22 protein-coding genes are annotated in these 26547 nt (G+C 67.1%); 11 read left to right on the top strand and 11 right to left on the bottom strand.

The features are described from left to right. Positions 1-2: 2 nt before the first annotated feature. The 7 genes from GRX31_RS21440 to GRX31_RS21410 all read right to left on the bottom strand — a co-directional run bounded on the left by GRX31_RS21440 (position 3) and on the right by GRX31_RS21410 (position 10648). Positions 3-1367, bottom strand: a complete 1365-nt coding sequence (locus GRX31_RS21440) for a branched-chain amino acid ABC transporter permease (protein WP_160854690.1) — start codon at positions 1365-1367, stop codon at positions 3-5. Positions 1368-1371: 4 nt separating this feature from the next. Continuing rightward, positions 1372-2325 (bottom strand): branched-chain amino acid ABC transporter permease, encoded by a 954-nt coding sequence (locus GRX31_RS21435; RefSeq protein WP_016452908.1) that lies wholly within the window; start codon positions 2323-2325, stop codon positions 1372-1374. 52 nt (positions 2326-2377) lie between these two features. After that, positions 2378-3613, bottom strand: a complete 1236-nt coding sequence (locus GRX31_RS21430) for a branched-chain amino acid ABC transporter substrate-binding protein (RefSeq protein WP_043790376.1) — start codon at positions 3611-3613, stop codon at positions 2378-2380. 241 nt (positions 3614-3854) lie between these two features. Further along, entirely contained in the window at positions 3855-5090 is a 1236-nt protein-coding gene (locus GRX31_RS21425; protein ID WP_016452910.1) for a branched-chain amino acid ABC transporter substrate-binding protein, read from the bottom strand. A gap of 170 nt (positions 5091-5260) precedes the next feature. Continuing rightward, positions 5261-6898: a 3-(methylthio)propionyl-CoA ligase gene (locus GRX31_RS21420; protein ID WP_016446749.1), complete on the bottom strand. Its 1638-nt coding sequence runs from the start codon at positions 6896-6898 to the stop codon at positions 5261-5263. A 111-nt stretch (positions 6899-7009) separates the two neighbouring features. Then, entirely contained in the window at positions 7010-8845 is a 1836-nt protein-coding gene (locus GRX31_RS21415; protein ID WP_160854688.1) for a CocE/NonD family hydrolase, read from the bottom strand. Positions 8846-8935: 90 nt separating this feature from the next. Then, positions 8936-10648, bottom strand: coding sequence for a carboxylesterase/lipase family protein (locus GRX31_RS21410; protein ID WP_160854686.1), 1713 nt, complete (start codon positions 10646-10648; stop codon positions 8936-8938). 187 nt (positions 10649-10835) lie between these two features. Between GRX31_RS21410 and GRX31_RS21405 the strand changes: the two genes are divergently transcribed. The 6 genes from GRX31_RS21405 to GRX31_RS21380 all read left to right on the top strand — a co-directional run bounded on the left by GRX31_RS21405 (position 10836) and on the right by GRX31_RS21380 (position 15737). Beyond that, positions 10836-11852, top strand: a complete 1017-nt coding sequence (locus GRX31_RS21405) for an AraC family transcriptional regulator (protein WP_047327614.1) — start codon at positions 10836-10838, stop codon at positions 11850-11852. 69 nt (positions 11853-11921) lie between these two features. Next, on the top strand, positions 11922-13454 hold the full coding sequence (locus GRX31_RS21400) for a protein adenylyltransferase SelO (RefSeq protein WP_126312202.1): 1533 nt from the start codon (positions 11922-11924) through the stop codon (positions 13452-13454). Continuing rightward, on the top strand, positions 13451-13864 hold the full coding sequence (msrB, locus tag GRX31_RS21395) for a peptide-methionine (R)-S-oxide reductase MsrB (RefSeq protein ID WP_016446744.1): 414 nt from the start codon (positions 13451-13453) through the stop codon (positions 13862-13864). Before GRX31_RS21400 ends, msrB begins: the two co-directional genes overlap by 4 nt. 128 nt (positions 13865-13992) lie before the next feature. Further along, a complete protein-coding gene (locus tag GRX31_RS21390) occupies positions 13993-14592 on the top strand; it encodes a septation protein A (RefSeq protein WP_017406454.1) in 600 nt (199 codons plus the stop codon). Next, positions 14589-14870 carry a BolA family protein gene (locus GRX31_RS21385; protein WP_013802780.1) on the top strand — a complete coding sequence of 94 codons (282 nt, stop codon included), beginning with the start codon at positions 14589-14591 and terminating at the stop codon, positions 14868-14870. Before GRX31_RS21390 ends, GRX31_RS21385 begins: the two co-directional genes overlap by 4 nt. Positions 14871-14951: 81 nt before the next feature. Continuing rightward, complete coding sequence (locus tag GRX31_RS21380) at positions 14952-15737, top strand: foldase protein PrsA (RefSeq protein ID WP_160854684.1); 786 nt, start codon at positions 14952-14954, stop codon at positions 15735-15737. Between the two features lie 218 nt (positions 15738-15955). Here the strand turns inward: GRX31_RS21380 and GRX31_RS21375 are convergent, their stop codons facing one another. Next, positions 15956-18157, bottom strand: a complete 2202-nt coding sequence (locus GRX31_RS21375) for a TonB-dependent receptor (RefSeq protein WP_160854682.1) — start codon at positions 18155-18157, stop codon at positions 15956-15958. A 115-nt stretch (positions 18158-18272) separates the two neighbouring features. Beyond that, positions 18273-19052, bottom strand: coding sequence for an ankyrin repeat domain-containing protein (locus GRX31_RS21370; protein WP_047327611.1), 780 nt, complete (start codon positions 19050-19052; stop codon positions 18273-18275). Between the two features lie 196 nt (positions 19053-19248). Here GRX31_RS21370 and GRX31_RS21365 point away from each other — a divergent pair, with 196 nt between their 5' ends. Then, a complete protein-coding gene (locus GRX31_RS21365) occupies positions 19249-19725 on the top strand; it encodes an SH3 domain-containing protein (protein WP_160854680.1) in 477 nt (158 codons plus the stop codon). Between the two features lie 21 nt (positions 19726-19746). Here GRX31_RS21365 and thiD read toward each other — a convergent pair whose 3' ends face one another. Continuing rightward, a complete protein-coding gene (gene thiD, locus GRX31_RS21360; protein ID WP_133073022.1) occupies positions 19747-20628 on the bottom strand; it encodes a bifunctional hydroxymethylpyrimidine kinase/phosphomethylpyrimidine kinase in 882 nt (293 codons plus the stop codon). Positions 20629-20982: 354 nt separating this feature from the next. On the opposite strand from thiD, the gene GRX31_RS21355 reads away from it, so the two are divergent. From GRX31_RS21355 to thiE, 4 genes are all read left to right on the top strand, one after another. After that, entirely contained in the window at positions 20983-22101 is a 1119-nt protein-coding gene (locus tag GRX31_RS21355; RefSeq protein ID WP_160854678.1) for an FAD-dependent oxidoreductase, read from the top strand. Positions 22102-22221: 120 nt separating this feature from the next. After that, positions 22222-22419: a sulfur carrier protein ThiS gene (gene thiS, locus GRX31_RS21350; RefSeq protein WP_034392649.1), complete on the top strand. Its 198-nt coding sequence runs from the start codon at positions 22222-22224 to the stop codon at positions 22417-22419. Between the two features lie 32 nt (positions 22420-22451). Beyond that, positions 22452-23261 (top strand): thiazole synthase, encoded by an 810-nt coding sequence (locus GRX31_RS21345; RefSeq protein ID WP_016452920.1) that lies wholly within the window; start codon positions 22452-22454, stop codon positions 23259-23261. Between the two features lie 11 nt (positions 23262-23272). Beyond that, entirely contained in the window at positions 23273-24196 is a 924-nt protein-coding gene (gene thiE, locus GRX31_RS21340) for a thiamine phosphate synthase (RefSeq protein ID WP_043791457.1), read from the top strand. A gap of 64 nt (positions 24197-24260) precedes the next feature. Here thiE and GRX31_RS21335 read toward each other — a convergent pair whose 3' ends face one another. Continuing rightward, on the bottom strand, positions 24261-26345 hold the full coding sequence (locus tag GRX31_RS21335) for a type IV pilus assembly protein FimV (protein ID WP_237426741.1): 2085 nt from the start codon (positions 26343-26345) through the stop codon (positions 24261-24263). Positions 26346-26547 lie beyond the last annotated feature (202 nt).

Raw genomic sequence — 26547 nt, 5'->3', positions numbered from 1 at the left:
GTTCAGCCCTCCCCGCGCTTGATGGCTTCTTCGATCTCTTCCTGGATACGCTCCCAGCGCCGCAGGCACCAGCGCCGGGCCACTTCCAGCAGGCCCAGGCCCACGACGAAGACGGCAACGGCCAGAGTCCAGGTGGAGGCCGAGCTGGTATCGAGCTGCACGCCCATGAACGAGACCTGGGAACCCAGGGCCGCGTTGAGCTGCAGGTGGTAGATCATCTCGACGATGGCGGCGCCGCCCACGATCATGACCAGGGCGCTGGCGGCGATGGCCAGGTAGGGCTGGGCCAGCCGGCGCCATTTGCCGAACCGCGCCACGCGCAGGTTCATCATGATCAGGCTGGCAACGCCACCGGGCGCATACATGACCATCAGCAGGAACACCAGACCCAGGTACAGCAGCCAGGCCTTGGTCAGCTCCGACAGCAGCACCGAGGCCAGCACCAGCAGCACGGCGCCGATGATGGGCCCGAAGAAGAAGGTGGCGCCGCCCAGGAAGGTGAACAGCAGGTACGAGCCCGAGCGCATGACGCTCACGCTGTCCATGGCCGTGATGATCTCGAAGTTGATGGCCGCAAGTCCCCCGCCCACGCCCGCGAAGAAGCCCGCGATGATGAAGGAGAAGTAGCGCACGCGCTGCGTGTTGTAGCCCACGAACTCCACGCGCTCGGGGTTGTCGCGCACGGCGTTGAGCATGCGCCCCAGCGGCGTGCCCGTGAAGGCGAACATGGCGGCCGTGCAGACGAAGCAGTAGGCGGCGATCAGGTAGTACACCTCCATGCCCGAGCCGAAGGTCAGCCCGAAGAAGGGCTTGCCATAGACGCGGTCGGTGGTGATGCCGCCCTCGCCCCCGAAGAACTCGGGGAACATCAGCGCCATGGACGCCACCAGCTCGCCGATGCCCATGGTGATCATGGCGAAGGTGGTGCCCGACTTCTTGGTGGTCACATAGCCCAGCAGGGCCGCGAAGAACATGCCGCCCAGGCCGCCGATGACGGGAATCAGCACCAGCGGAATGCCCCAGTCGCCGGAGCTGGCCCGGTTCATCGCATGGATGGCGATGAACGAGCCCAGCCCCGTGTAGACCGCATGGCCGAAGCTCAGCATGCCGCCCTGCCCCAGCAGGATGTTGTAGGACAGGCAGATGATGATGAGATAGCCGATCTGGCTGAGCATGGTCAGCGCCAGGCTGCTGGTGAACACCAGCGGCGCGACGATCAGCGCCAGGGCGAAGGCGCCCCAGATCAGGATGCGGCCGATGTTGAGCGGCTGGAAGCTGTAGTGGCGCCCCGCGCCCGCAGCCCCTGAAGCGCCCGAAGCGCCTTTTGCGGCAGTGGATGTCATGGTCGTTTTGGTGATCGAGGACATGGTGTCAATCTCCCCGCGTGCCCAGGAGGCCCTTGGGCCGGAAGATGAGGATCAGCACCAGGAACAGGTAGGGCAGGATGGGCGCGACCTGGGAAATGGTGAGCTTGAGCAGCGGCCAGCCGAAGGTCTGCTCGCCGACCGGGCTGCCCAGCGAGGTCAGCAGGCTGGCCAGCGACCAGTCGATGGCCACGGCAAAGGTCTGCACGACGCCGATCAGCAGCGAGGCCACGAAGGCCCCCGCCAGCGAGCCCATGCCGCCGACCACCACCACCACGAAGATGATGGAGCCGACCGACATGGCCATGGCCGGCTCGGTCACATACGTGTTGCCGCCGATCACGCCGGCCAGCCCCGCCAGCGCGCAGCCGCCGCCGAACACCATCATGAACACGCGCGGCACGTTGTGGCCCAGCGCCTCCACCATCTCGGGGTTCTTGAGCGCGGCCTGGATGACCAGGCCGATGCGCGTGCGCGTCAGCAGCAGCCAGACGGCCACCAGCATCAGCATTGCCACCAGCATCACGAAGGAGCGCGAGCGCGGGAACTGCGTGCCGTACAGCGTGAACAGCGGGCCCTGCAGCGCGGGCGGCAGGCCGTAGGGCACGGTGCCCCGGCCCCAGACCAGCTGCACCACCTCGAGGATGAGGTAGGACAGGCCGAAGGTCACGAGCAGTTCTGGCACATGGCCGTACTTGTGCACGCGGCGCAGGCTGTAGCGCTCGAACATGGCGCCCAGCACGCCCACCAGCAGGGGCGCGACGAACAGCGCGCCCCAGAAGCCGATGATGCCGCTGAGCGTGTATCCGAAGTACGCGCCCAGCATGTAGAAGCTGGTGTGGGCGAAGTTGAGCACGCCCATCATGCTGAAGATCAGCGTCAGCCCCGAGCTGAGCATGAACAGCAGCAGTCCATAGCTCACGCCGTTGAGCAGCGATATGGTGAAGAACTCAAGCGTCATCGAAAGGCCTTGGTTTCGGTGCGTTGGGGACAGGAGGCGGTGCGTGCCGGTCTCAGGACGGGCGCTTCATCTGGCAGGACGTGGGCGTGCTGGCCACGTAGGGCTCGTAGTACTTCACCGGGGCGAAGGTGTAGCCCGTGTTCTCGGCGTCATAGGGGTTCTTGCCGCCGGCCTTTTCCCAGCGCGTGATGTACAGGCCCTGCTGCAGCTGGTGGTCGGTCTTGCGCATCTCCACTTCGCCGTTGAAGCTCTTGAGCTTCATGCCCTCCAGCGCGGCTGCCACCTTGACGGGGTCGGTGCCGCCGGTCTTGGCAAAGGCCGCATCCAGCAGCGCGAACACGTGGTAGATCGAGCTTTGCGTGAGGTCGTCGTTCATCTTCTTCTTGAACTCGGCCATCAGCGGCTGGATGGCCCCCCCCATGTTGTAGTGGCCGTAGCCCACGGTGTAGACCTTGCCGTCGGACGCCGCGCCCATGGCCGTGGGCGAGCCCGAGCCGAAGGCGTAGTAGGTGTAGAACTTGACGTTGTTCAGGCCCGCGTCATTGGCCGCCTTGAGCAGCAGCGACAGGTCCGAGCCCCAGTTGCCCGTGATCACCGTATCGGCGCCCGATTGCTTGATCTTGGCGATGTAGGGTGCGAAGTCGCGCACCTGGGCCAGCGGCGCGAAGTCATCGCCCACCACCTGCACGTCGGGCCGCTTGGCCTTGAGCATTTCCTTGGCGTACTTGGAGACCTGCTGGCCGTGCGAGTAGTTCTGGTTGATCAGGTAGACCTTCTTGACCTCCGGCACGTCCTTCATATAGGTCGTCAGCGCTTCCATCTTCATGGAGGTGTCCGCATCCAGGCGGAAGTGCCAGTAGCTGCACTTGCTGTTGGTCAGGTCCGGGTCCACGGCCGCATAGTTCAGGTAGACGACTTCCTTGCCCTTGTTGCGCGCGTTGTGCTTTTCCAGCGCATCCATGATGGCCAGGGCCGGGCCCGAGCCGTTGCCCTGCACCACGTAGCGTGCGCCCTGGTCCATGGCCGAGCGCAGCACGGCCGTGGTCTCCTGCGGGCTGAGCTTGTTGTCCAGCGGGATGATCTCGAACTTCACGCCCGAGGCATTTTTCTTGTTGAACTCCTCGGCCATCAGCTGGAAGGTCTTGAGCTGGTTCGTGCCCACGGCGGCCATCAGGCCCGACAGCGGGTCGATCCAGCCGATCTTCACCGTCTCGCCCTTTTGCGCCCAGGCGCCCGAGGCACAGGCCAGCATGGCCGAGGCGGCCACCGAATGCACGATCCACTTCATTTTTCTGTCTCCTTTTTCCGGTTGATTCGGATATCTGTATTGGCGCCAGACTAACGCCTGAATGACAATTTCCCTTCGGGGAATGCCTTAGAAACTATCGCGCATGCGACTTCGCCGCAGTCCGGGACACATTGGCGACAGATCGCCATCGATCAGCCCATGAACCCGTGTTTTGACCGATTTCAGGCAAAAGAAAGGGGCGCCTCGCGCCCCTTGCGAAGTCAGCCTGCCTGCCTGGGCGTCATGAAGGACGCTTCATCTGGCATGAGGTGGGGGTACTGGCCACATAGGGCTCGTAATATTTCACGGGCACAAAGGTGTAGCCGGTGTTCTCCGAGTCCATCGGGTACTTGCCGCCGGCCTTTTCCCAGCGCGAGATGAACAGGCCCTGCTGCAGCTGGTGGTCGGTCTTGCGCATCTCCACTTCGCCGTTGAGGCTGTTGAACTTCATGCCCTCCATGGTGGCCGCCACCTTGGCCGGGTCCGTGGTCTTGGCGCGCAGGAAGGCCTGGTCCAGCATGGTCAGGCCCGAGTACAGCGAGCCGGTGTACATGTCGTCGTTGAACTTGGCCTTGTAGCCCTTGGTGATGCGGTCCAGCGGGCCGGGCAGGTTCAGGTGGCCGTAGCCCACCATGTAGACCTTGTCGGCGGCGGCCGCGCCCATGGCCGTGGGCGCGCCCGTGGCAATGGCGTAGTAGGTATAGAACTTGACGTTGTTCAGGCCCGCGTCGCTGGCGGCCTTGATCAGCAGCGCCAGGTCCGAGCCCCAGTTGCCCGTGATCACCGAGTCGGCGCCCGATTGCTTGATCTTGGCGATGTAGGGGGCGAAGTCGCGCACCTGGGCCAGCGGCGAGAAGTCGTCGCCCACGATCTCCACATCGGGGCGCTTGCGCTTGAGCATCTCCTTGGCGTACTTGGAGACCTGCTGGCCATGCGAGTAGTTCTGGTTGATCAGGTAGACCTTCTTGACCTCGGGCACGTCCTTCATGTACGTGGTCAGGGCCTCCATCTTCATGGAGGTGTCCGCATCCAGGCGGAAGTGCCAGTAGCTGCACTTGCTGTTGGTCAGGTCCGGGTCCACCGCCGCATAGTTCAGGTAGACGACTTCCTTGCCCTTGTTGCGCGCGTTGTGCTTTTCCAGTGCGTCCATGATGGCCAGGGCCGGGCCCGAGCCATTGCCCTGGAAGACGTAGCGCACGCCCTGGTCCATGGCCGAGCGCAGGGCTGCCGTGGTTTCCTGCGGGCTGAGCTTGTTGTCGATGCCGATGATCTCGAACTTCACGCCCGAGGCCGTGCCCTTGTTGAGCTCCTCGGCGATGTACTGCAGGCTCTTGAGCTGGTTGGAACCCAGCGCGGCCATGAGGCCGGACAGCGGGTCGATCCACGCAACCTTCACCGTCTCGCCCTTCTGGGCCATGGCGCCCGTGGCGCAAGCCAGGGCCAGGGATGCCGTCAATGCCTTGATCGCAAACTTCATGAAGCGTCTCCTCTTGTGGTGGTTTCTGGGCGAGGCCCAGGGTAATGGCCCCTGTGCCCTGCCCTGATCGGTGATTGCCCCTAGCGGCTATCGCCGACGAGACTCGGACCGGCCGCCCCTATCAGCACATGCCCCCGCATGCCCTGGCACGGCGGCTGGCCCGCAGCGGCTCACAGCCCCGGCAGCCGGTAGCCGGCCAGTTGCTCGCGCAACCGGGTCTTGAGCATTTTTCCGGTGGCGCCCAGCGGAATGGCATCGACGAAGACCACGTCGTCGGGGATCTGCCACTTGGCGGTCTTGCCCTCGTAGAACTTGAGCAGTTCCTCGCGCGTGACCTCGGCACCGGGCCTCTTCGCCACGGCGACGATGGGGCGCTCGTCCCACTTGGGATGCGGCATGCCGATGCAGGCGGCCATGGCCACGGCCGGATGGGCCATGGCGATGTTCTCGATGTCGATGGAGCTGATCCATTCGCCGCCGGACTTGATCACGTCCTTGCTGCGGTCGGTGATCTGCATGAAGCCGTCCGGGTCGATGGTGGCCACGTCACCCGTGGGGAACCAGCCGCGGCCCTGCGCGTCCTTGATGAGCGGGCTTTCGCCCTTGAAGTAGCTGTCCACGATCCAGGGGCCGCGCACCAGCAGGTCGCCGTAGCTCTTGCCGTCCCAGGGCTGGTCCGTTCCATCGCTGCCCACGATGCGCATGTCCACGCCGTAGATGGCGCGGCCCTGCTTTTGCAGGATCTTCATCTGCTCGTCCTTGGGCAGCTGCAGCTGCTTGTTCTTGAGCGTGCACAGCGTGCCCAGCGGGCTCATCTCGGTCATGCCCCAGGCATGCAGCACCTCCACGCCGAACTCGTCCTGGAAGGCCGTGATCATGGCCGGCGGGCAGGCGGAGCCGCCGATGACCGTGCGCTTGAGCGTGGAAAACCGCAGGCCGCCCGGCCTGATGTGGCCCAGCAGCATCTGCCAGACCGTGGGCACGCCGGCCGCGTAGGTGACGCCCTCGGCCTCGATCAGCTCGTACAGCGACTTGCCGTCCAGCGCCGGGCCGGGGAACACCAGCTTGCAGCCCGTGAGCGCGGCCGAGTAGGGAATGCCCCAGGCGTTGACGTGGAACATGGGCACGACGGGCAGCACCGAGTCACGCGCCGATATGCACATCACATCGGGCAGCGCGGCCGCGTAGGCGTGCAGCGTGGTGGAACGGTGGCTGTAGAGCACCGCCTTCGGGTTGCCCGTGGTGCCGCTGGTGTAGCACATGCTGGAGGCCGTGTTCTCGTCGAATTCAGGCCACTGGTACTGGTCGGACTGGCCGGCAATCCAGGCCTCGTAGCTGACCAGGCCCGGAACGCCGCTGTCGGCAGGCAGGCGGTCCGCATCGCACAGCGCCACCCACTGGCGCACCGTGGGGCACTTGGCATGCACGGCCTGGATGATGGGCAGGAAGGTCAGGTCAAAGCACATGACGCGGTCTTCCGCGTGATTGATGATCCACGCCACCTGGTCGGGGTGCAGGCGAGGATTGACCGTGTGCAGCACGCGGCCCGAGCCGCTGACGCCGAAGTACATCTCCATGTGGCGGTAGCCGTTCCAGGCCAGCGACGCCACGCGGTCGCCAGGCTGCAGGCCCAGGCCGTCCAGCGTGTTCGCCAGCTGGCGCGAGCGCCGTGCCAGGTCGCGGTACGTATAGCGATGGATATCGCCCTCCACCCTGCGCGAGACGATCTGCGCATCGCCATGGTGGCGGTCGGCGAAATCGATCAGCGACGAGATCAACAGTGGTTGGCTTTGCATCAGACCCAGCATCTATAGGCTCCTAAGGTGATTGAACTTCGTGAACGTCGTGAACTGCGGACCGCGGATTCGCGCAAGGCCAAGGCCCTGGTGCGCGATGCCGCTGCCCGCATGGAGGGTGGCTCAGGCCGGCGCCTTGGGTCCGATCCCCGCAGGGACAGGCGCATCGTTTTTCCGGCATGGTTGACGCATTGTCTTGTCGCAACTCGGCAGCGTCTTCGCATGCTCGTATGGGATATACCCTAGGACGATGCTGGAGGTATGCGCCGCGTCATGCCACAGCGTGTTCGTGGACGGCGTCTTGTCGTTGCCGAAGATCCAGTATCCGGTCTGCGATGGCGAATCCACTGTCACGCGAATGCTTGAGCCGGCGCGAAACACATGCGCGAATTTCTGGATCTCTACGCGCAGCAGTTCGGGCTTGCCCGACACCATGGGCACGTCCTTGTCCCGCGTGAACGCGCCCCACGGCCTCAGCGTCGTGGAGCGCGCCGTGTCCAGGGCACGCTTGGACGCACGCAGCCAGCCACGCTGCACGAACATCTCCTGCCCGTCCGGCCGCACCTCGGACACGGTGACCTGGATGTCGGTGTTGGCGGCCGTGGCGCTGAGCCACAGGTCGGCCGAGCCTTCGCCATAGAAGCTCAGGTCCTGCGGCAGGGCTGCCGTGGTGAAGACCAGTTGGCCATCCTTTTCCGACGCGGGCACGGCGGGCCAGCCTTCGGCCGCCGGGTTGTTCACCTGCGGACTCAGGGCCGGATAGCGGTAGCTGGACGAAGCCGTGCCGGAGGCAGGCAGGCTGTCGCCCAGCGCCTGGCCCGGCTGCATCCACAGGCGCAGGGGCTTGACCTGGACAGGCAGCCGGTCAAACCGTGCCTCGCCCGTGGGCATGAGCTTGGCGCCGCCATTGGGGGCCTTGGCGTCCGTGGTCTGCATCTCCTGCAGCAGGCGCACGCGCGGCTCCTTGTCGAAACCGTTGTCCTCGCCCTTGACGAAGCGCGCCAGGAAGCGCTTCAGCGTCTGGTCGATATGGTCCGAGGTGATGTTCGTGTGGTGGTCGCCGTTGGAGCTGACCAGCCACATCCTGTCAGGCGCAATGGTGTCCTCGTAGTAGCCCGAGCGCGGGCCGATCTGCTCGTCCTGCCAGGACTGCGTGCCCAGCGTGGGGATATTGATCTTGCCGCTTTGCAGCATGGCGCTGCGCTCCAGGTACAGGCCATCGGCATAGGGGTTGTCCAGCCACTTGATGAGGTCCAGCTCGGGCCGCTTGATCTTCTCGATGTTGTCGGCCACCGTCTTGGCGCATTCCGTGTCGCCGCCGTTCTTCACGGCCAGGTCGGCGGCCGTGCGCCAGATGCGCGGGAAGCCGTTCCACCACTGCGCCGGAAAGCCGATGTTGGCAATGCCGCCCGGATAGCCCACGTCGCGGTAGGGATCGCCCACATTCTTGCTGGGCGTGATGGCCATCAGCCCCTTGGGCCGGTGCGCCGCCACCCACAGCTGGTTGTAGCCCGAGTACGAGTAGCCGATCATGCCGATGCGGCCGTTGGACCAGGCCTGCCGCCCGGCCCACTCGATGGCGAAGGCCCCGGCCGCACCTACGCTGGCGTCAAACACCTTGTCATCCCCCGTGGAGCAGCCCGTGCCCGGCACGTTCAGCCCCATGACCGCATAGCCTTCCTTGGTCCAGGGACTGCTGATGTTGGGGTACGAGCCCGAGATATAGCCGTCGTACTCGACCAGCAGCGGGAACGGGCCCTGCCCCTCGGGCAGCAGCAGCGAGTAGCGCATCCTGCTGCCGTCCGGCAGGGTGATGTAGCCCGATTGCTGGCCCGGCCCCATGGGCGCGGGCATGCCCGACGATCCCCCTCCGCAGGCGGCCAGGCCCACGGCGGCGGCGGCAATGGCCCCCGCCAGCGGCCAGCGCCAGGCCTGTGTGAAAACGGTCTTGGCTGTCATGGGTACCTGTCTCCTTCGTTGTTGTTGGCTATCTCTCGGGGCTTGCCGCGGCAAGCCCCTGCTCGCTCATCTACTCGCTCACCTGATCGCTCACTGCAGCCGGATGCTGGTCGCGCCCAGCTCGGCGTCGAAGACCAGGCTGGACGGCCAGGGCTTCCATGTCTGGCCCAGGGCCGCGTTCTGCGGGTCGCCCGTCTGCATGAAGGCCTTGAGGCTGGCCATCATGGCGTTCGACAGCGCCAGCCGCCCCGGTGCATTGGCCGTGCTGTTGGTCACGCGGGAGAACACGGATGGCCCGAAGTTGCCGAAGAGAAACGGCAGATCGAAGGCATGGGCCGCGCCGTAGACCGTGTTCCAGGGCGCGGGCTGGCGCGCCCAGTCGAAGCGGTAGCTCCAGACCTCGGCCTGCCGGGTGCGCAGCGTATTGAGCAACTGGTCGCGGCTGGGATCGGCGAACAGATGGGTCAATTGCGCCATGCGGGCGTTGTAGCCGGTGACCGGCGTATCGACGGGCAGGTAGGCAGCATCGATGATGTCGGCCAGGCCCGGCGCATTGGGCGACTGCGCGTCGAAGGACTGCATCATGCGAAAGCGCGCCGCATCATCGATCCTGAAGCCCGGCTTGCCGCCCAGCGCAGCCAGCAGGGGCGCGAACAGCTTGCCCTCCTCGGCCGTGTAGCCGGCCATCACAGGCATGCGGTTGTATTGGCCCGCAGCCAGCGCGGCCATGGGGTCGGTGGGCAGCAGCAGGCCGTCGGGAATCGGCCCCGCGCCCGTCAGGCCCTTGGCCACCAGGGTCTGCAGCAGCACGCGGGCGTCCTTGCCGCGCAGGTAGGCCGCGATCTGCGCCGGTGTCCAGCCGGCAGCCACCGTGGCCGCAGCCGCCACATCGGCAGCCAGCCCATCGGCCACCATCAGATGGGCCAGCAGCAGCGCGGACTGGGTGGCGTAGGCCGAAGCCGGCTTGAGCGTGGCCAGCACGCCGGCCGGCAGGTTGGACGGCAGCGACAGCCCGCCGCTGATGGGCACCAGCCTGTGGAACAGGCCGCGCGCCGACTCGGCCGCCAGCAGCGCCAGCACATTGGTGGCCCCCGCCGACTGGCCCATGAGCGTGACATTGCCCGGATCGCCGCCAAAGCCCGCGATATTGCGCTGCACAAAGCGCAGCGCCTGCAGGTTGTCCAGCAGCGCGAAGTTGCCCGTGGCCGGCGCGCCGGCCTGCATCTGCGGCATGTGCATGTAGCCCAGGATGTCCAGCCGGTAGTTGGCCGTGACCACCACGGCATTGGCGGCGCGTGCCAGGGCGGCGCCGTCATACAGCGGGTCGGCCGTATAGCCCGAGATGGCGCTGCCGCCATGGATGAACACCAGCACCGGCAGCTTCTCGACGCCGCTGGCCGGGCGCCAGATGTTGAGCGTCAGGCAGTCCTCGCTGCCCACGGGCTGGCCCAGGGTGGAGGCAATGGTGTCGTCGAAGCGGTTGTTGGCGCCCGGGCCGTACATGCGCCCGATCTGCAGGCAGGCATTGCCGAACTGGCGCGCCTCGCGCACGCCCTCCCAGGCCTTGGGCTCGGCCGGCGGCTGCCAGCGCAGCGCGCCCACGGGGGCCTGGGCAAAGGGCACGCCCTTCCAGTAATAGGTGCCCGTGGCGGCGCCGTCGTCCACGCCGCGCAAGGGGCCGTAGGCCGTCTCGCGCAACTCGGGGCCGCCGCCGCCCGAGCCGCCGCAGGCCGCGAGCCACAAAGCCATTGAAGCCACGGCCAGGCGTATGCCGCCAGCCATCCACCGCTGTCCTGTGCACATGCTTGTCTCCTATGATTTTGGGGTTTCCCGTATGGGCCGTGCCCGGCCCTTGGGCCACACTGCGCAGTCGTTCGCCGCGCTGCAAAAATTCTAGGAACAGCGCGCCCGCACGCCGCTATCGCAACCAAGCCAAAAAAGTGACTTCAGAACGCAAAAGGCGCCCCGGACGGCCCAGGAAAACCCGGCCATGACAACGCAGCGCAGCAGCTCCGCCGCATGGGTGCGGGGCATCCTGGACATGATGGCCGCCGAGGGGCTGGCCGTGGAAAGGCTGAGTGAGGAGGCCAACATCGACCTTGCCGCACTGCAGCATTCGCAGACCCGCATCGATGTGGACCGCGTGAGCCGGCTGTGGGAGCTGGCAGTGGCGCAGTCGGCCAATCCCACGCTGGGCCTGGACCGGCAGCTGGCCGCGCGCCACGGCAACATCGACCTGGTGGGCTACTCGCTGGCTTCGAGCCCGCACCTGCTGGCGGGCTTTCGTGACCTGGAGCGCCACATGGCCGTGATCTCGGACGCCACCGCCTTCACGCTGGAGCGCGATGCGCGCGGCCACTGGCTGTCCATACACCACATCGGCGCCACGCGCGCCGTGCCGCGCCAGCGCGTGGAGTTCGCCGTGCTCACGCTGCTGGTGCTGTGCAGCTGGCTGACGCGGCGCGAAGTCCAGCCGCTGGCCGTGGAATTCATGGCCCAGGCGCCCTCGCCCCTGCACGAGGCCCGCTACCGACAGGCCTTCGGCCTGCTGCCGCGCTTTGGCGAGCGCGCCAACCGCTTCCTGCTGTCGCAAGACGACCTGCTCGCGCCCATCCCGACGCACAACCCCGAACTGCTGGCCCTGCACGAAAAACTGGTCGAGTCCGAGCTGGACCAGCTGGGCCAGGCCGGCGTGGGCGCCCGCGTGCGCCATGAGATTGCGCGCCTGCTGCCCCAGGGCGAGCCGCGCCGCGAGGAAGTGGCCGCAGTGCTGGGCCTGACCGACCGTACCTTGCAGCGCCGCCTGCAGGCCGAGAGCACCAGCTACCAGCAATTGCTGGATGACACCCGCCGCGAGCTGGCCCGGCAGTACCTGGGCGAGCCGCGCCACAGCCTGGCCGAGGTGGCCGACCTGCTGGGCTTCGTGGACCAGAGCAACCTCTTTCGCGCCTGCCGCCGATGGTTCGGCATGCCGCCGGGCCAGTACCGGCAGCAACTGCGTGCGTGAATGCATGCGGTGAATGCGCGCATGAACCTTGCGCCCCACGGGGCATAGGCGCTGGGGGACAATTCCCTCATGAACCTGCACGCTGCCGCCGAAGGCCGGGCTCCGGCGACCTCCCCGCGCCTTCCCATCTCCTGGCAGGATGGCTTTGCCGCCCTGGGCCCCGACTTCTTCACCCATCTGCGCCCCACGCCGCTGCCCGAGCCGCACTGGATCGCCACCAGCACCGGCACTGCCGAGCTGCTGGGCCTGGACCCGCAATGGCTGGCCTCCGATGAGGCCCTGCAGGCGCTCACCGGCAATACCGTGCTGCCCGGCAGCCATCCGCTGGCCAGCGTCTACAGCGGCCACCAGTTCGGTGTCTGGGCCGGCCAGCTCGGCGACGGCCGTGCCATCTTGCTGGGCGAGACCGCCTCGGGCCAGGAAATCCAGCTCAAGGGCGCGGGCCGCACGCCCTACTCGCGCATGGGCGACGGACGCGCCGTGCTGCGTTCGTCCATCCGTGAATTCCTGTGCAGCGAAGCCATGCACGCCCTGGGCATTCCCACCACGCGCGCGCTGAGCGTGACCGGATCGCCCGCCCCCATTCGCCGCGAAGAGATCGAGACCGCCGCCGTGGTGGCGCGCGTGGCGCCCAGCTTCATACGCTTTGGCCACTTCGAGCACTTTGCGGCGCGCGACCAGATGGCGCCGCTGCGCCAGCTGGCCGACTACGTGATCGACCGCTACTACCCCGAATGCCGCACGGCCGAGGCACTGGCCGGCAACGCCTACGCCAACTTCCTGCAGGCCGTGAGTGAGCGCACGGCGCGGCTGCTGGCGCACTGGCAGGCGGTGGGCTTTTGCCATGGCGTGATGAACACGGACAACATGAGCATCCTGGGCCTGACCATCGACTACGGTCCCTTCCAGTTCCTCGACGCCTTCGACCCCGGCCATATCTGCAACCACAGCGACACCCAGGGCCGCTACGCCTTCAACCGCCAGCCCCAGGTCGCGTACTGGAACCTGTACTGCCTGGGCCAAGCCCTGCTGCCGCTGATCGGCGAAGAGGAGCTGACCATTGCGGCGCTGGAGTCGTACAAGCAGGTGTTTCCGCAGGCCTATGGCTCTCTCATGCTGCGCAAGCTGGGCCTGCCCGAAGATGCTCCCGGCACGCCGCCTGCCGAGGCGCGCTTTGCCGCCCTGGTGAACCCGCTGCTGCAGCTCATGGCCGACAACGCCGTGGACTACACCATCTTCTTCAGCCGCCTGACCGATGCCGTGGCCACTGCCGGCGGCACCGAGCCCGACCTGGAGCCCGTGCGCGACCTGGTGCTGGACCGGCCCGCCTTCGACGCCTGGGCGGCAGGCTACGTACGGCAGCTTGCGACCGTGGATGGCACGGCAGCGGCCGCGCTGATGCAAGAATCGAATCCGCGCTTCGTGCTGCGCAACCACCTGGGAGAAATCACCATCCGCGCAGCCAAGGCGGGCGACTTCACCGCGGTGCGCCAGCTGCTGGCCGTGCTGCAGACCCCGTTCGCACCCCACGCCGAGCATGCCGAATGGGCAGGCTTCCCGCCCGACTGGGCTTCCTCCATCGAGATCAGCTGTTCATCATGAGCTTTCCCATCCACAAGACCGAGCAGGAATGGCAGGCCGAGCTGCAGGCCAAGGGCGCCGAGCCCGCCGCCTTCCAGGTGACGCGCCACGCGGCCACCGAGCGCCCCTTCACAGGCCGCTATGAGCAGTTCTGGGCCGATGGCAGCTACCACTGCATCTGCTGCGGCGCCAAGCTGTTCGACTCCGATACCAAGTTCGACGCCGGCTGTGGCTGGCCCAGCTTCGACCGCGCCATCCCAGGCGCCATCACCGAAATCGTGGACCGCAGCCATGGCATGGTGCGCACCGAGACTGTCTGCAGCCAGTGCGGCGCCCACCTCGGCCATGTGTTCCCCGATGGTCCCTCCGACACAGGGCTGCGCTACTGCATGAATTCCGCGTCGCTGGAATTCGAGCCGCCCAAGGCCTAGGCCCCAGGCCCGCAAAAACCCCAGCCGGCGCGGCCCTGCACCGATGCCGGGCCGCGCCGGCTGCGCCACAATGCGCCTGCCAAGCGCTCAGGCACCATGCCTGACTCCAAGCCCATCGAAATCTTCCAATGAAGTTACTGATCGACTTTTTCCCCATCATCCTGTTCTTCGTCGCCTTCAAGGTCTGGGGCATCTACACGGCCACGGCCGTGGCCATCGTCGCCACCATCGCGCAGATCGCCTACCTGCGCGTGCGCCATGGCAAGGTCGAGCCCATGCAATGGGTCAGCCTGGGCGTGATCGTGCTGTTCGGCGGCGCCACCTTGCTCGCCCACAACGACACCTTCATCAAGTGGAAGCCCACGGTGCTGTACTGGCTCATGGGCGGCGCCCTGGTGATTGGCCAGCTGGTATTTCGCAAGAACCTGCTGCGCTCCGTCATGGGCGCGCAACTGCAACTGCCGGACAACGCCTGGCGCACCATGAACTGGAGCTGGGCAGCCTTCTTCGCGGTGATGGGCGCGCTCAACCTGGTCATCGCCTACCGCTTCGACACCGACACCTGGGTCAACTTCAAGCTGTTCGGCGGCATGGGGCTGATGCTGGTCTTCGTGATCGGACAGGCCATCTACATGAGCCGCTTCATGCAGGAAGACAAGGGCGAGGCAGCCGCCGCCACGCCCGACGCCCTGCCCCCGTCCGGCGTGCAACAGGACAAGCAGCCATGAGCGCCCCCGCCCATCCACTGCCCATCACCGCAGAAGCCATGCAGGCCGTGCTGCGCGAGCGCCTCGCCCCCGATCACCTGGAAGTGATCGACGAAAGCCACCAGCACGCCGGCCATGTGGGAGCCAACGGCACCGGCTTCGGCACGCATTTCCGCGTGCGCATTGCGTCACCTTTGTTTCAAGGCAAGCCGCGCGTGGCACGCCACCGCCTTGTGTATGATGCGCTGCAAGAATTCATTGACCAGGGCGCTCACGCCATCGCCATCGAGGTTCTTTGAACTTTTACAGGCTCCGAAGATTCGGAGCCTGTTGCGTATCCACGCTATAGAATCAATTTTTCCTTCATCTCTGGAATTCGCATGAAAAAACAGCTTCTGACCAGCCTGGTGACTGCCGCCGTGCTGAGCACCGCAGCCCTGTCCGCCTCGGCCCAGAACATCGCCGTCGTCAACGGCAAGGCTGTGCCCAAGGCACGCGCCGAAGTGCTCAAGCAGCAGATCGAGCAAAGCGGCCGCCCCATCACGCCCGAGATGGAAGGGCAGATCAAGGAAGAAGTCATCGCCCGCGAGATCTTCATGCAGGAAGCCAACAAGCGCGGCCTGGCCAACAGCGAAGCCTACAAGCAGCAGATGGAACTGGCCCGCCAGACCATCCTGATCCGCTCGCTGTTCGAAGACTTCCAGAAGAAGAACCCCGTGACCGACGCCGAAGCCAAGGCCGAGTACGACAAGGCCGTCGCTGCCAACAGCGGCAAGGAATACAAGGCCAGCCACATCCTGGTCGAGTCGGAAGACCGCGCCAAGGCCATCATTGCCGAGATCAAGGCCGGCAAGAAGTTCGAAGACATCGCCAAGAAGGAGTCCAAGGACCCCGGATCCGGCGCCCGTGGCGGTGACCTCGACTGGGCCAACCCCGGCAACTACGTGCCCGAGTTCTCCGAAGCACTGATCAAGCTCGAAAAGGGCGGCATGACCCAGGAGCCGGTCAAGAGCCAGTTCGGCTACCACATCATCCGCCAGGACGACGTGCGCCAGGCCGAACTGCCCAAGTTCGAGGAAGTCAAGCCCCAGATCGTGCAGCAGCTGCAACAGCAAAAGCTGGCGCAATTCCAGGAATCGCTGCGCGAAAAGGCCAAGATCCAGTAAGATGCTTGCGTGTCGGCGGTTTTTGCCGTCGGCCTGACCATCACCAGCCCGCCTTGTGCGGGCTCTTTTTTTGCCCCAGGCAAGGTGGCCGCCAAAGAAAAAAGCTGCCCCTGGGGGCAGCCCGATTCAAGCCTGATTCATCCTGTCCCGGCGTCCCGGCGTCCCGGCGTCCCGGCGTCCCGGCGCCCACGGCACCGGAAACCAGGCCATCGTGCTTCTCAGAACTGGTAGAGCGCGGTCAATCTGACCGTGCGACCCTCTCCGTACTCCACGGCCGAAGAACGCGACTGCTCGCCCAGGCGCTGGCGCACGCCGGCCACGTAGGCCTTGTTGCCGATGTTGTCGAGATTGAGCCGGAGCTTCCATTGCCCGTTGAGTTCATAGCCGACCATGGCGCTGTGCACCCAGTAAGCGGACAGCTTGCCGTCGCCGGCCGAGGTGACATTGCGCGTGCCCACGAAGCGCGCGCCATAGCCCACCGTCCAGCCCTGCGGCAACGCATAGGTAGTCCACAGGTTCAGCGAATGGCGCGGCGTATTGCCCAGCGCCTGGCCCACACGCGCAGGCTCGTTCAATGACTTGAGGGTCTTGCTGGCCATGAAGGTGTAGTTGGCGAAGAGGTCCCATTGCGGAGTCACCTTGCCTGCAGCCCCGAGTTCCAGCCCCCGCACGCGCTGCTCACCGGCCAGCAGATAGCTGCCATCGGCCATCTGCTCTCGGGCATTGGTCTTGTCCACCTGGAACAGCGCGGCTGTCAGCGCCAGCTGGCGGTCCAGCACATCCCACTTGGTTCCCAGCTCCAGGCTGGTGTTCTTCTCGGGCGCCAGCGAGGCCGTGGCCGCATCCAGGCCGGAACCATTGGAGACCAGGAATTCCGCGGAGGGGTTGAAGGCCGTGCCATAGGCCAGGTAGATGCGGCCGTTGTCGGCGGGCTTGAAGCTCAGGGCCGTGCGGCCGCTGAGCCGGCCGTCGGAACTGTCCACCGAGGTGCGCACGCCAGCGGCCGTTGCGGCGTTGGAGCGCCCGTCGATCCAGTCGTAGCGCAGGCCCAGGTTCAGATCCCAGCGCGGCCCCAGCGCAATGGAGTCGGTGGCATACAGCGCGCGGGTGTCCAGGCGGGTTTCGTTCCTTCCGCTGTTTTGCAGATCCGTGGTGCCCGTCCAGTATCCGGGCGGACGGGCCAGCGGATAGCCGCCGGCCGGGAACTGCCGGTTGATGCTGTAGGAAGAGGTGGTGCGGTCATAGGTCTCGCGTGCGATCTCGAAGCCCGTGACCAGCGTATGCCCCAGCACGCCTGTGTCGAAGCGCTGGGTCAGGTTGGTCTGGTTGATCCACAGGGTGGTGGCCGCATCGCGGCCATAGGCCTGCGGACCTGCGGGCCGGTAGTAGCCAGGCTGCATGCCCCTCAGATCGACATGCGAGGCCGAGATCACGGTATCGCGGCTCAGCCGCGAGTAGCGCGAGAGGTTCTGCAGCTTGGCGCCCGAGGCGAAATCATGCTCGATCTTCGCGGTCAGGGCATCCTGGCCGATCTTTTCCCGATCAAGGTTGCGCCAGCCGAAATAGGCATTGCGCGAGACGCCATCGAGCATCTTGCCGCGAAAGGCCGGCACGCCATAGTCGGGAAGATTGTCATCGTTCTGGTGGAAGAAGCCGAGGGTCAGGCGCGTGGGCGAATTCAGCCCCAGGGCCAGCGAGGGCGCCACGCCCCAGCGCCGCTTGAAGATGGCATTGCGCCCCGCCACGTCGCTGTCATGGCCCATGAGGTTCAGGCGCATGGCAGCCTTGCCGCCAGCCAGCACCCTGTTGGTGTCGAGCGTGAGGCGCCGGTAGCTGGCCGTGCCCAGGCCAGCGTCGGCCTCGGTGAAGTCATGGGCCTTGGGCTGCTTGCTGATCATGTTGATGCTGCCGCCCGAGGTGCCCGCGCCGCCGAAGACCGAGTTGGGTCCCTTGATGACCTCGACGGATTGCGTGTTGAAGAGATCGCTTCGGCTCTTCTGCCCGCTGTCGCGCAGCCCGTCGATCTGCAGGTTGGCGTTGGCGCTGAAGCCGCGGATGTTGATGCTGTCGCCCGAGCCTGCACCGCCCTCGCCCGCATTGAAGGTGATGCCGGATACATTGGACAGCGCCTGCTGCAGGCTCAGGGCGTTTTGCTCCTGCAGCACCTGCCCGGGCACCACGGTGATGGTCTGCGGCACATCCAGCAGCGGCTTGGCGTATTTGGCCGATTCGGATGCCTCGGTGCGCGAGCCGGTGGAGCGCTGCCCGGAGACGGTCAAGGGCGCCAACTGCACCTGACGCTCATCGGCAGTGGCGTCCTGCGCATAAGCGGGCGTGACCAGCGCCGCAGCGAACACCGAAAAAAGGCACGACTGGGGGCCGGAGACGAAGGGTCGAGATAGCAAATGTGCTGTGCGCATGGCAAAGATCCACGTTGAAAATGGGAATCATTTGCAACGCAGCCTTTCCAAAGCAATCAGACCCGTCTGAATCTGGCGCATCACCCCTGGTTTCAGGCGTTTTCGCTTGCGCCGATCAGCGCGCTCCAGCCTCCTGCAACAGGCGCTCCACCTCATGCTGGCTGCGCTGGCGGGCGTGGACGACGGCGGTCACGCCATCCTTGTCGGGCAGATTGAGATCGGCCCTGGCCGCGATCAGCTGGCGGACGATGTCCTGGTAGCGCGGGCCTCCGTCGCCCAGCAAAACGGCTTCGAGCAGGCAGGTCCAGCCCAGCCGGTTCACATGGTCGGCCCGTACACCGGCGGCCAGCAGGGCCTGCACGGTATCGACATGGCCGCGCTCGCAGGCCGGGATCAGCGCCGTGCCGCCGTAGCGGTTGGTGCTTTGCAGATCGGCGCCGTACGACAGCGTCATGCGCAGTATCTCCAGGCGGCCCAGGGCACCGGCCAGCAGATAGGCACTGTCCTGCAGGTCATTCTTGAGATTGGGGTTGGCCCCATGGACCAGCAGCGAGCGCGCGACTTCCACATGGTTGCCGCGCACGGCCAGCAGCAGCGGCGTATTGCCCTGCCGGTCACGCACATCGACAGGTGCGCCGCGCTTGAGCCAGTCGCGTACCTGCAGCGCTTCGCCGGCCTGCGCGGCCGCCAGCAGCGCGGGTCCGAATTCCGGGCGATTCACCGCACCCTCCTGCGCCCTGGCCGCATCGCGGCCCTCGGCGGCTGTGGCCACAGCCTGCGCCTCCTGCGCCTGCGTCTCTGGTCCCTGCGCATCCGCCAGTCCCGCGGCAAGACAGGCCGTCAGGATTGCAGCGTGCCGGACATGGGCGCCGGATCGGGAAACAGCATGGTGCATACAAGCCCTCCTGGAAAACACGGTTGTGCGGCAAGCGTAAGGCAAGCTTGCCCGGTTGCGCATGAAGCCGGGGCGTCGCACGTCAGTTTCATTCAGGAACTATAGCTACATCGCCTGATCCCACGCGCTTTCCCCGGGCTCGCGCCGGAAAGTCTTCGCGCGCCAGCCTTTCTCAAACGAAAGGAGACCTGTTCCCGTGTCTTGCAACAAAAGCCGTGCCGCCCGCTGGATGGCCGCAGCCGCCACCGCCCTCGCCGTCCTCACCACCACCCTGGCCCCGGCCGCCGCCCATGCGCGCGAGTTCGTCAGCGTCAAGGGATCCAGCGTCAATGTGCGGCAGCAGCCCACCACGCGCTCGGCCACGCTGTGGGAACTGGGCAAGGGCTATCCGCTGCAGGTGGTGCAGCGCAAGGGCCAGTGGCTGCGCGTCAGGGACAACGAGAGCACGCTGGGCTGGGTGCATGCGCCGCTGACCGGCAAGACCCCGCACATGGTGGTGACCGGGCGCACCGCCAATCTGCGCGCAGGCCCGGGCCAGAAACACCGCGTGGTGGGCAAGCTGGCTGAGCTGGAGGTGGTGCGCACGCTCAAGAAGCAGGGCTCCTGGGCCCATGTCCAGCGCGACAACGGCCAAAAGGGCTGGGTGGCGCGCAGCCTGACCTGGGGCTGGTGAACCAGGCGCTGCGCCGAACGTTCAGCCGTTGACCACGACCTGCGCGCGCGGCGCATAGCCGTGGTTCAGCGGACCGTGGCCGGCGCCCGTGAACACATCGGCACCGGCCGCAATCGCGCCCAGGATGTACTCGCGCGCCTGGGCCACGGCCGTCTCCAGCGGCAGGCCCAGCGCCAGGTGCGAGGCAATCGCCGAAGACAGCGTGCAGCCCGTGCCGTGCCCGTTGTGCGTGGCAATGCGCTGCGACTGCAGGCGCAGCCGCTGGCCGTTGCCATGGCCCAGCAGGTCCACCACCAGATCGCCCGACAAGTGCCCGCCCTTGAGCAATGCGGCCGGCGCGCCCAGCGCCAGCAGTTCCTGCACGGCGCCGCCCAGTGCGTCTATGCCATCAATGGAGTGGCCCAGCAGCAGCGCCGCCTCGTCCAGATTGGGCGTGACCACGGTGGCCAGGGGGAACAGTTCGCGCACCAGCACGGAGGCGGTTTCCGGGGCAATCAGCCGGTCGCCGCTGGTGGCCACCATCACGGGGTCGAGCACCACGTTGCGCAGCTGGTGGCGGCGGATGGCATCGGCCACCACCTGCACCACCTCGGGCGTGGCCAGCATGCCGATCTTGACGGCGTCGGCGCCGATGTCCTCGACCACCGCATCGATCTGGCCGCGCAGTATGTCCACGGGAATGCCGTGGATGCCGCTGACGCCCAGCGTGTTCTGCACGGTGATGGCCGTGATGGCCGTCATGCCGTAGCAGCCCAGGGCGCTGCAGGTCTTGAGGTCGGCCTGTATGCCGGCGCCGCCGCCGCTGTCGGAGCCCGCGATGATGAGCACGCGTGCATAGCGCTTGCGCGCGGCGGGAGCCGGTTCGGGGGATGCGGCGGTCGAAGGGGAGTGGTCGGCAGTCATGGGCGAAAATTATCACCCATGCGCATGGTCAATACCGGCAGCTGCGGGATGTGCTGTAATGCCTGCTGACGGACGAAACAGGGGTGTCCCGTCGGTGAAACAGGGCCTGGCCCGCCTCACCGATGCGTGACTGAGAAACACCCTGGGGCCCCGGGGCGACCAGCCCCCTGCCGCACAAGCCTGCACCACAGGCACCTTGCCGCGCAGCGCCCCTGCACCCGATCCAGGTCATGCTGGCGTGGGGAGTTTCAATCAATCGGGGTGGTACGCCGCGTTTTGTCCAGCACATGCCCTGTGCGCGGACAGCCGGCCGGCAGTCCCACGGGCATGGGCGCACTTGACCACCAGATGCACATGTCCGTTCTACAAGCTTCTTCCCGCATCGCCATTCTGGGCGGCGGCCTCATGGGCCGGCTGCTGGCATTGGCGCTGGCCCGTCGCGGCCACGGCATTGCCGTATACGACGCCCACGGCCCCGAAGGCGATGGCGCCGCGGCCCGCGTGGCCGCCGCCATGCTCGCGCCCCTGGCGGAATCGGCCATCACCGAGCCCGGCGTGGTGCGCATGGGCCAGCACGGCCTGACGCGCTGGCCCGAACTGCTGGCCCAGCTCGATGCGCCCGTGTTCTTCCAGCAATACGGCACACTCATCCTCTGGCACCGGCAGGACGCGGGCGATGCCCAGCGCTTCTTCGGCCTGCTGGAGAAAAACCGCCGCATCAACCCCAGCCTTCCCGCGCTGCAGCCGCTGGCCGACCAGGCCCTGCACGACTGCGAGCCCGCGCTTGAGCGGCGATTTGCCCAGGCCATGTACCTGCAGGGCGAAGGCCAGCTCGACAACCGCCAGCTGCTGGCCGCGCTCCACGCCACGCTGACCCGCCTGGGCGTGGAGCAGCACTGGAACCAGCCGCGCGAGCTGGCCGACTTCCGTCCCGGCACGCCGGGCCAGCCCGACTGGGTGCTGGACTGCCGGGGCCTGGGCGCACGCGGCCAGTGGCCTGCGCTGCGCGGCGTGCGCGGCGAGGTGGTGCGCATCCATGCGCCCGAGGTCACGCTGCAGCGGCCCACGCGCCTGATCCATCCGCGCTATCCGATCTACATTGCGCCCAAGGAGGACCACCTCTTCGTCATCGGCGCTACCGAGATCGAATCCGACGACATGTCGCCGGCCAGCGTGCGCTCCACGCTGGAGCTGCTGAGCGCCGCCTACACCGTGCATCCGGGTTTTGCCGAGGGCCGCATCGTCGAGATCGCCACCCAGTGCCGCCCCACCCTGCCCGACAATCTGCCGGCCGTGCGCTGGAGCGCGCCGCGCGTGATGGAGGTCAACGGCCTGTACCGCCATGGCTTCATGATCGCGCCGGCCATGCTGGACGTGGTGCTGGAGCTGCTCGACAGCGGTGATTCCGAACTGGCCCGCCGCTTCGATGTTGCCGTCGAGCATGCGCCATCGCAGCACAAGGCAGCCGCCTGAACGGCACGCACGGCACTTTCACGCACAACAGACCGGACATGCATGCAGGGCCGACAAGACCGGCTCTGCCTAAGATCGAACAAGCCCCCCGTACCCGCCTTTCGTTTCCCCTCAGCCGCCATGAACATCACCATCAACCAGCAAGCGACCGAACTGAGCGACGGAGCCACCGTGGCCGACGCGCTGGCCCAGCTTGCGCCGCGCCCGCCCTTTGCCGTGGCCATCAACACCGTCTTCGTGCCCAAGACCCGCTATGCCGAGCAGGCGCTGAACGACGGCGACCGCCTCGAAGTGATCTCGCCGGTGACCGGCGGCTGATGCCCCATCCGACTCTCCCATTGCCTCACGCCATGACGACTTCCGCCCCTTCCTCCGACGACAGCCTGGTCCTGTACGGCCAGCGCTTTGACAGCCGCCTGCTGCTGGGCACCTCCCGCTACCCCTCGCCCGCCGTGCTGGAAGCTGCCGTGCAGCGTGCCCGCCCCGCCATGGTCACGGCCTCGCTGCGCCGCCAGGGCAGCAATGCCGCCGAGACCGGTGCCAGCTTCTGGGAATTGCTCAAGAAGCTGGCCGTGCCCGTGCTGCCCAACACGGCCGGCTGCATGACCGTGCAGGAAGCCGTGACCACGGCCCAGATGGCACGCGAAGTCTTCGAGACCCCCTGGATCAAGCTGGAGCTGATCGGCGACGACTACACCCTGCAGCCCGACACGCTGAACCTGGTCGAGGCCGCCTCCATCCTCATCAAGGACGGCTTCCAGGTCCTGCCCTACACCACCGAGGACCTGGTGCTGTGCCAGCGCCTGGTGGATGTGGGCTGCCAGGCCGTCATGCCCTGGGCAGCGCCCATCGGCACGGGCCGCGGCCCCGTCAACCCCTATGCCATGCAGACGCTGCGCGAGCGCCTGAAGGTGCCGCTGATCGTGGATGCGGGCCTGGGCCGCCCCTCGCACGCCTGCCAGGTCATGGAATGGGGCTATGACGCCGTGCTGCTGAACACGGCCGTGGCCTTGTCCGAAGATCCCGTCGCCATGGCCGGCGCCTTCGCCGACGCCGTGAACGCCGGCCACGCCGCCCACCGCGCCGGCGCCATGGCCGAGCAATCGGCCGCCCAGCCCAGCACGCCCGTGCTGGGAACGCCGTTCTGGCACCACGGCTGAGGAGACCGGCCATGAGCAACGACTCCATCCAATCCTGGGCAGATGCCATCGTGCGCCTGCACGGCGCCACCTTTGCCCCTGAAGGCTCCGCCCTGCCCTCGCAGCCCGTGCCGCAGGCACAGCGCCAGGAGCCGGCCTATCTTGCGGCGCTGCAGGCCTGCAGCGCCCTGGGTTTCATCGCCATCGACGCCGAGACGCTGGCCTGTGCCTGGCAGGCGCAGACGCTGCGCAGGGGCCGCTTCGAGGCCACGCTATGGCCCGACGATCCGCGCGACTTCGGCCTGGAGGGCGCCGATCCCGCACTGGCCTTCCCGGAGTGCCCAAGGTCCCTGGGCCTGTACGGCGTGCTGCCCGACGCGCAATGGGTGGGCCGCATGGCCCGCGCCGGTGTGCCCACCGTGCAGCTGCGCTTCAAGTCCGAGGACCGCGACGCCATCGCGCGCGAAGTGCGCGCCGCCGTGGCCGCCGTGGAAGGCACGGGCGCCCTGCTCTTCATCAACGACCACTGGCGCGAGGCCATCGATGCCGGCGCCTATGGCGTGCATGTGGGCCAGGAGGACCTGGACGCGCTGGCCGGCGCCGACTTGCAGGCCATCCACGCCTCGGGCCTGCGCCTGGGCGTGAGCACGCATGGCTATGCCGAAATGGTGCGCGCCCATGCCGTGCAGCCCAGCTACATCGCGCTGGGCGCCGTCTTTCCCACCACGCTCAAGAAAATGGCCACGGCTCCGCAGGGCCTGGCGCGCCTGGGCGCCTATGTGCGCCTGATGCAGCGCTATCCGCTGGTGGCCATCGGCGGCATCTCGGCCGACCAATTCCCGGCCGTGCGCGCCACGGGCGTGGGCTCGGTGGCCGTGGTGCGGGCACTGGTCAATGCCGAGGACCCGGAAGCGGCGGCGCAGCAGTTGCTTGCCAGCATGCAGGCTGCGAACTGATCCTTTGCGGGACCACACATCAAAAAAGGGAGCATCTGCTCCCTTTTTTGCATGTGCACCTGGCTCAGTCCTTGGACGGCTCCTTGCCGTCACCCTGCGGCGACGGAGCCTGTGGCGTGGTCCGAAAGGCCGGGTCGGTCTCGCGCGACAGCAGCATGTCCACCGAGCGGCTCAAGGGCTCGTCCAGGCCGCGGTGATCGCGAAGGGTTTCGGGCGGTTGCAGTTCCCAGTTCTCCAGCGCCAGATCCATGCTCAGCGGCGCCTTGAGATTGTGCTCGCTGAAGCCCACGGGGCCTGAGCCGGGCGCCGACAGCACCACGGGCGGAAAGCGCGAAGGCACGTCCACCGTGGGCAGTTCATCCTCGCCCAGCGCGGTGAGGTCTATGTCCAGCAGCGGTGCCGCCGCATCGTGGATGAAGGACGGCGTCTCGCTCAGCGGAACGGCACGCACCTGGCCGGCAGGCAGCTGGCCTGCCTGATCCAGGTCGAAGTCCAGCGGCTGCATTTCGAACTGCAGCGGCGCGGACAGGGAGTCCGGCGCGCGGCTGTCGGCTGCCTTCTCACCGGCTGTACCGGAGACCGTGGACAGCGCCTGCGTGTCCATGGGCGTGAACTCCAGGCCCGGATCCTGCGGCGACAGGGAAGAGGCAGCCTGCTGCGGTGCGGCCTCTACCGGAGGCGGTTGCAGCTCGGCCATCCAATCCACATCCATGAAGGCGGCAGCGGCGGCCGGTGCGGGAGCGGGTTCCGCGGCCGATGCGAGGACGGCTGCGCCGGCCGTGGCTGCGCCGGCTGCGGCCGTGCCCGCCACCATGCGCGGCGTGGTGCGCTCGCGCGGGCCGGGCTCGCCGCGCGTTCCGGCAGGCGAGGTGCGCGCGATGGACAGCAGCAGCAGCAGGTCATCGAAAGCGGCCAGGTCGAAGGGGGCTGGCGCATCGGGGTCGGGTGCACCGTCCTGCTTGAACAGGTAGTGCGCCAGGCAGTCCTCGACTTCGTCCACAGGCCACAGCGCCTCGATGCGTGCCAGCTGCTCGGGATAGCCCTGCAGCAGGCTGCTGCCTTTGTCGGTGAAGCCCGGCATGGCCGGCACGCGGGCGTTGAAATGCTTGGCAAAGCGGGCGCGCAGCTGGTCGAAGTCGTCTCGGCGGCTCAGCGTGTAGTACAGGTGCAGCAGCTCCAGATAGGCCAGCGGCGAGGAATCCTCATGCGTGGCGATGTGCGAGCGCAGCAGCTCGATGGCCTGCTGGTGCTCGCCCACCGAGATGAAGAATTCCGCCTGCTGCTGCACGTCGAACATTTCGCCGGGCTGCACCATGCGCCGGGCCTTGATGGCCTCGGGCGCAGGCGAGCGCGCTGCGGTCTTCTCGCCCTCCGGCTCGGGCAGCTCGGCCTGCACGGACACAGGCACGGGAATGGTGGCCGGGCCGAAGTCGCCGGGGTCCACGTCCTCATGCAGCTCGTAGGTCACGCCAGGGCGCATCTGCGCGCCGCGCTGCACATAGGGCGAGGCCAGGGTATCCGGGCCACGGCGATCATCCGGCGACGGCGCAGGCCGGTGTTCACGCAGGCTGGGTGCCATGGGCCGCGTGGGCCGATGGGGGTCCAGGGAATGCGGCAGGGTGTTGATCCCGTCATCGTGCGAATGCGGCGGGCTCGACGGCACGGGGTCCTGCGACGAACGCTCCACCGATTCCCGCCAGGCATCCGGCTCGCGCGAGAACAGCGAGGCGCCCGAGCGCATTTTCCAGGCCATCCATGCGATCACGGCCACGGCGGCGATCAGCGCCAGCAGCAGCGCATTGAACAGCCACGACGAGCCGCCCGACTCCTGGCGCATGGCCTCCAGTTCGGCCCGTAGCTGGGCCAGTTGCCCACGGTCGGCGGTGTCGCGCTTCTTGAAGGCCGCCATTTCGGCCTCCAGCGCCTGCACGCGCTTGTTGGCCTCGGCCAGCTGCTCGCTGCCCGCATCGAACATGGGAGCCGCAGATGCGGCGCCGCCCTCGGGTGTCCCGGGTGTTCCGGCTGCGCCAGCGGCGCCCGGGGTGCCGCCCGTGCCCAGCCATTCCTCCACCGGCTCCATGCGCAGGCGCGGTTCTATGCGCAGGCCCGCCTGCAACTGCCCGGCCTGGGCCTGGGCGGTCACGCCCACGGGCGGCCTGGATTTCTCGGCCGCCGCCTTGGGTTTGGCCTGGGGCCTTGGCCGTGTCTTTGGCTTGGACTGGGGTTTCGGTTCCTTGGCAACGGGCACCGCTGCGGGCCTGGAATCGGCCCGGGCGCTGCGGCCAGCGGCCGGGCGGGAGGAAGTCGAAGATGGGTCGGAAGCGGCTCCCGCTGCCCCCGCTGCCCCCGCT

It is taken from the genome of Delftia sp. CH05 (assembly GCF_009827015.1).
GTDB lineage: Bacteria > Pseudomonadota > Gammaproteobacteria > Burkholderiales > Burkholderiaceae_C > Comamonas > Comamonas tsuruhatensis.
The sequence above is the reverse complement of the archived record's forward strand: the minus strand, read 5'-3'. Positions and strand labels throughout refer to the sequence as shown.